This is a genomic window from Acidovorax delafieldii 2AN, from assembly GCF_000175235.1.
In the GTDB taxonomy this organism is placed as follows: domain Bacteria; phylum Pseudomonadota; class Gammaproteobacteria; order Burkholderiales; family Burkholderiaceae_C; genus Acidovorax; species Acidovorax delafieldii_B.
In genome coordinates, this window is record NZ_ACQT01000286.1 from 1 (window position 1) to 4,267 (window position 4,267).

3 protein-coding genes and 1 pseudogene are annotated in these 4,267 nt (G+C 65.5%); all 4 read right to left on the minus strand.

Annotated elements, in window-relative coordinates:
• Nucleotides 1–490, minus strand: a pseudogene (locus ACDELDRAFT_RS19715) (hypothetical protein); the annotation flags it as partial.
• Between the two features lie 110 nt (nucleotides 491–600).
• Nucleotides 601–1,092: a Crp/Fnr family transcriptional regulator gene (locus ACDELDRAFT_RS19720; protein WP_005799813.1), complete on the minus strand. Its 492-nt coding sequence runs from the start codon at nucleotides 1,090–1,092 to the stop codon at nucleotides 601–603.
• A gap of 80 nt (nucleotides 1,093–1,172) precedes the next feature.
• The gene (gene mnmE / locus ACDELDRAFT_RS19725; RefSeq protein ID WP_005799814.1) at nucleotides 1,173–2,594 is read right to left on the minus strand and encodes a tRNA uridine-5-carboxymethylaminomethyl(34) synthesis GTPase MnmE; all 1,422 of its coding nucleotides are present in this window, start codon (nucleotides 2,592–2,594) and stop codon (nucleotides 1,173–1,175) included.
• Nucleotides 2,595–2,764: 170 nt separating this feature from the next.
• Nucleotides 2,765–4,267 (minus strand): membrane protein insertase YidC (yidC, locus tag ACDELDRAFT_RS19730; protein WP_040330003.1); only part of this gene is annotated, 1,503 nt, incomplete at its 5' end.

Sequence of the window (4,267 nt, forward strand, 5' to 3'; positions counted from 1 at the left end):
GCGGCGCGGCAGGAAGGGCGGCGCCATGGGGCGCCACACCCTTTTGCGGTATGCCCACCGCCACATGGTCGTTGATGCGCCAGTACACAGCAGACACCAGGATGTCATAGCGCGCCTTGGCCGTCTGGGCAATCAATGCCTCGATCTCGCTGAGCCGCACGGTCTCCCCACCAAACTCACGGGCCAGATCCATCATGACGAGAAACTGGCGGCCGCGCTGGTCGAGTGACAGCACCTTGAACTTGTAGCTGGCCGACAGCACACCGGCGCGCACCATCGCGTCGCGCACCACGGTGTAAAGCAACTCGCGGCGCTCCATGCGCTCGTTCTTGCGATTGGCCGCATGGTCGGCCGGCTTGGAATCGGCCGCTGGCTTGCGTCCTGGCGCCAGCGGCACGGTGGCATCGGCATTGAGCAGGCCCGAGGGCTCGACGGGCCCGCGGGACTTGGGCTGCGAAGGTTTGCGGCTAAACCAACCAAAGAGGGACATGGTTTGCTTTCTGGGGAACGGCACCGGGAAAAATCCCGATCGAGTGTACCCGGCGCACCCCTGCAACAACCTCGGCGTCGGTTCTGGAACGGCGTTAAAAAAGCGCAGTGTCAGGTGGCCGCAACGCGGCGGCGGCGATTGCCCAGGCGCTTGGCCAGCACGGCCCCAGCGGCCATGGCCAAGCCCAGCGCAATGGCAGGCTGGCGGTTGGACAGTTCGGTGAAACGCAGTGCCGTCAGGCCCCACAGCTTGGTGGGGGCGCTGGCCTGCACCGTGGCGCTGCGCGGACGCATCGAGAAGAAGGCCCCTTCGCCAACCACCGAGCCCGGCCCCACGATCGCCAGGCGCAGGCGCTCCTTCTCATCCTGGTAATGCACGCTGAGATTGCCGCTCTCGACCAGGTAGAGCGTGCGATCGGAGGCACCCTGCGAAAACAGGACATGGCCTGCGGGAAGGGCGTAGGGCTGCAGATAGGCCGAAACAGTGTCCCACTGCGCGGGCGTCAGCGGGTTGTTCAGGCTGTCGTCCGCGTCGGCCTGGGTGATGGCTGTGAGCAGGCCCGAGAGGTCAATTTTCGAAGCAAGGGGCGTAATGGCATTCATGGTGTGCCGAAGCTACCCCTGTAACAGAGCACACACAAGCATCCTTTACGACTGTTTACAACAAAAGCCGACCGATGCCGTTACTTGCCGATACAAAAGCTCGAGAAGATGACGCCCAGCAGGTCATCGGACGAAAACTCTCCCGTGATGGCGTTGAGCGCGTTCTGCGCCAGGCGCAGTTCCTCGGCCAGCAGATCGAGTGCCGGGCCCCGCGCATCCAGCTGCGCCGCGGCTTCGGCCAGGTGCGCCTGGACGGCCTGCAGGGCCTGCACGTGCCGCGCACGGGCGATGTACACGCCTTCGGGTGCCGACTGCCAGCCCGCCACCTGCAGCAGGACACTGCGCAACGCCTCCAGGCCCTGCCCGGTGCGGGCCGAAAGGGCCACCGAAGGGCGCTGTGGAGCACCAGGCACGGTGGCGGCGGAAACGCTGTCCACCTTGTTCCAGACGTCGATGACGGGCACGGTGGTCGGGAGTTTGTCCGCCAGGGCGCCTTCGATGGCCGCATCCGCGGCCCGGTAATCGGCGCAGTCCCAGCGCGCCAGGTCATGCAGGAACAGCACGGCGTCGGCCGCAGCGATCTCGTCCCAGGCCCGGGCGATGCCAATGCGCTCGACTTCGTCGACGCTGTCGCGCAACCCGGCCGTGTCGATGACGTGCAGCGGCACACCCTCGATCTGGATGGTCTGCTGCACCTTGTCGCGCGTGGTGCCCGCTATCGGGGTGACGATGGCCAGCTCGGCCCCGGCCAGGGCATTGAGCAACGAGCTCTTGCCCGCGTTGGGCTGGCCCGCGATCACCACCTTGATGCCCTCGCGCAACAGCGCTCCCTGCTGGGCGCGCTGCATCACCTTGGCCAGGGTATGCTCCAAATTTGATAGCTGTCCGCGCGCATCCGCCTTGCGCAGGAAGTCGATTTCCTCTTCAGGAAAGTCCAGCGTGGCCTCGACCAGCATGCGCAGGTGGATGAGCGCGTCGCGCAAACCGTGGATTTCTGCCGAAAAGGCGCCCGTCAGCGAGCGGCTGGCGCTGCGGGCGGCCGCGGCGGTCGAGGCGTCAATCAGGTCGGCAATGGCCTCGGCCTGCGCCAGATCGATCTTGTCGTTCAGGAAGGCCCGTTCTGTGAACTCACCCGGCTGCGCCACCCGCAGGCCGGCCAGGCACGGCTGGCCGGTGGCCGCATCCGGGGCGGCCGCAGCCTCAAGGCATCGCGCCAGCAGCAACTGCAGCACCACGGGGCCGCCATGGGCCTGCAGCTCCAGCACATCCTCGCCGGTGTAGCTGTGCGGCCCGGGGAAATACAGCGCCAGCCCCTGGTCGATGGCTTCGCCCCGCGCATCGCGAAAGGGCAGGTAGGTGGCCTCGCGGGGCTTGAGGGCGCGTCCGCACAGGGCCCACACCAGCGCCGTGAGCCCCTTGCCTGACACACGCACGATGCCGACAGCGCCGCGCCCCGGGGCAGTGGCTATGGCGACGATGGGGTCCTGGTGGCGGGCAAGCATGTGCGGCAATGTTGGGGGATAGAGCGCCAAAAACTGGCGCGGCCCAGGCGCGAGACACCGCGCAAGGGCCGCCAAGCTGCGCAGGCAGCGCTTCGCTTGCATGCGCGGGTGTCACCCCCTTCCCGGCGAAGCCGAGAAAAGGGGGAAGCGGCACAGCCGCTCAGGGGTTGTTACTTGAATTTCGGCAGGTTGAACTGCGGCGGCACGCCCATGCGGGTGTTGATGATCCACTGCTGTGCAATCGACAGGATATTGTTCGTCAGCCAGTACATCACCAGGCCGGCCGGGAAGAAGAAGAACATCACGCTGAAGATCAGCGGCATGAACCACATCATCTTGGCCTGCATCGGATCGGGCGGCGCGGGGTTCAGCGCCGTCTGCAGCAGCGAGCTGGCCGTCATCAGCAGGGGCAGGATGAAGTACGGATCAGGCGTGGACAGATCGTGGATCCAGCCGATCCAGGGCGCATTGCGCATCTCGACGCTGGACAGCAGCACCCAGTACAGCGCAATGAACACGGGGATCTGGATCATGATGGGGAAGCAGCCGCCCATCGGGTTGACCTTTTCCTCGCGGTAGATGCGCATCATCTCCTGCTGCATCTGCTGCGGCTTGTCCTTGAGGCGCTCGCGCATCTCCGTGATCTTGGGGTTGATGGCCTTCATCTTGGCCATGCTGGCGTACGCCTTGGCGTTGAGCCAATAGAATGCGATCTTGAGCAGCAGCACCAGGCCCACGATGGACCAGCCCCAGTTGCCCAACAGCTTGTGCAACTGGTCCAGCAGCCAGTACAACGGCTTGGCCAGAATGGTCAGCCAGCCATAGTCCTTGACCAGCTCCAGGCCCGGCGTCAGGGCTTCCAGGGTTTTCTCGACCTGCGGACCGGCAAACAGCTGGGCCTGCACCGTCTTGCTGGCACCCGGCGCGATCTCGCCCACCGGCGTGATCATGCCCACCGAGTACAGGTTGGTGTCCACCTTGCGCATGAAGAGTTCGCGCTGCACACCGTCGCCCAGCAGCCAGGCGCTGGCAAAGTAGTGCTGCACCATGGCGACATAGCCGTTGGTGGCGGATTTCTCGATTTCGGCCTTGCCTTCCTCGATCTTCTTGAACTCAACCTTCTGGTACTTCTTGGCGTCGGTGTAGACGGCCGGGCCGGTGAAGGTGGAATAGAACGACGACTCTCCTGGCGGCTTGTTGCCGTCACGCACCAGTTGCAGATAGAGCTGGGGCGACACGGGGCTGCTGCCGGTGTTGACCACTTCGTGGGCCACGGCCATGTCGTAGGAGCCGCGCTTGAGGGTCCAGGTCTTGACCAGCTTGACGCCGCCCAGGTCGGGCGACTCGAAACGGATGCTCAACTCGTTCTCGCCGTCCTTGAGCGCGCGCGGGCCAGGCACCACCTTCATCACCGTCTTGTGGGTGGGGTAACTGCCCCCGATCAGGCCCGTCTGGGCCACGTAGACCCGCTCAGCGCTTTCATCGAAGAGCAGGAAGTTGCGCGACTTGTCGGCCATGTCCACGTGCTTGAGCAGTTCGGCGTGGGTGAGCGAGCCGCCTTCGCTGTCGAAGCTGAGGCGATAGACATCGGTGGTGACCTCCACGCGCTCACGCGCGGCAGGGGCCGCAGGGGCGGGCTGGCCCGGCACAGCGGCCACGCCTTGCGCTCCCGC